Annotated in this window: 1 pseudogene; it reads right to left on the reverse strand. The window is 48.2% G+C overall.

What is annotated here, in order from left to right:
• Window positions 1-367: 367 nt before the first annotated feature.
• Window positions 368-1,315: pseudogene (locus AC3B8H_RS20795) on the reverse strand (IS1595 family transposase).
• Between the last annotated feature and the right edge of the window lie 642 nt (window positions 1,316-1,957).

Here is a 1,957-nt window from a genome sequence, read left to right on the forward strand (position 1 = left end):
TCAAGTTGGTGAGCATACTGGGGAATACTTGTATATTTTTCATCTCTGAAATCCATTGGGTTTGTGTATGGATGTTTACTTTTTACTTCCCGTATTATTCGGGTCAAAAGAAAGCTATTAGAATAGCGTCGAAAAAGGAATCTCCAGGTCCGCACTTAATTGTAATATAGGCTTTCTTTATTTATAACGTGAAACCCATTTCGACACCATAAGATAAAATGGCTATTACCTAGTTGCAGGTTAGACTTGTGGTGTTCGATAAGTAACGCTTTTAGATCTAATAGAACACTCTAATTATCAATACGTTGAGTTCTGCAAATCGAACAAGGAGTTACTGAACCTGTAACTTATTCATAACCATTCCTGATTACCCATAAGCCTCAGCCAATTTAAGCAAACGCCCCGGCATGGGCGGCGTATTGGCAGCAGCGATCAGGAAGCGGGGCATCATGGCTTGCAGATCGAATCGGCGGTTAAAGCGATAACAAAATTCGGCTAGATACCGGGGTCAATGTTTGGGGTTGATGGCGTGATAAGTCCCGTTGATCGAGCGTTTCACGTTGCCGATCATGGTATTGACCCAGGCTAATTCTTCTTTGGTCACACTGTCCGGGCCACCGCCAGTGACGATGGTGTAATGGTGACAACCGTGATCGAGCACGGCGGAAAAGCAGGCTAGGCCGTCCGAGTACACGAAACTGCCTGGCTCAAGATGCTTGCCGGCCCAGCGTTTGATTTCGCTGTTTCGAAAACCTTTGACCACATTCAAGTTCATGGCGATGGGATGGTGATTTTCATTCAAGGCCACCGCCGCGACAAACGGCGTCTTGTTTTCCGAGCCGCGTCCGCGTTTGCCGCCGCGATGCTCGCCGCCCCAGTAGACGTCATCCAACTGAATGATGCCGGCCAGCGGTGTGCGATCATCCCGCTCTTTCATGGCCTACATGACCTTATGCTTGAGGCTCCAGGCGGTGTTGTACGACACGCCGATTTGCCGTTTCAACGCCAAAGCCGACAAACCGGCTTTAGCTTGGGTCAGCAGGTGAATCGCCAGAAACCACACGGTCAGCGGCAACTTGGTTTGTTCGAACAGCGTCCCGCTGGTCAGCGACGCTTGGTGATGGCAAGTCGTACACTGGTACAAGTTGCGACTCTTGATCACACTATACCGACCACCACCACAGCAAGGACATTGGAAACCAGATGGCCAACGTGACTGAAATAACGCCTCACGGCATTGGATTTCAGTACCGTACCGCTTCATGAAATCCGTCAAACTGACGCCTTTTTGAAATTGGATCAGGTTCTTTTTCATGACACGATCTCCTGGCAGTTCCAGCTGACCTTTGGACGATCCGAGGCCTCGAAAGTTGCTGAGAGTTGTGGGTAATCAGGTAACTATTTAAATTCGATAGTTGCCTCGTTTGTTGGTTTTGGCCAACCGAGTGAGGTTGCCAACGACTGCTTTGTAGTCCTCCAATTCGAAGAATCTGGATTAGGCTGACCGGCCGGTTTAGAGAAACGCGACAGGCCGTTTTGGGTCGGGTGTTGACCGTCCGCTCATCAGATTCATCGCCGGAAAGCTGACATTGAATTCCGATTCCCGAAAGCAGCCGTTCGTCACTGTACCCAACCGACCCACAACAGTCCCTCATTCATTAAAGTCGGATGACAACAATCATTCTTAAAGCGGACGATTGTTTCAATTCAAAGTTACAGTATCACTAGTACATTCGTACTGGTACGTATGTAATCTTGACTCGCAATTGCCGCACTGACATGATCGGCAATCAGTTATTACTTGTTTTGATGAAGGGATCAAATTTATGAAAGAAAACCAACCATCTTGGGGTCCTTGGCACAATGTTGTTTGGGCGGTATTTCTTATTGGAACACCAATTTTGGCATGGTATCTATCGAATTGCCCAATAGCGGGTCGACCGGTCTACTAGGCGCC

This window comes from Methylomonas sp. BG-2 (assembly GCF_057766305.1).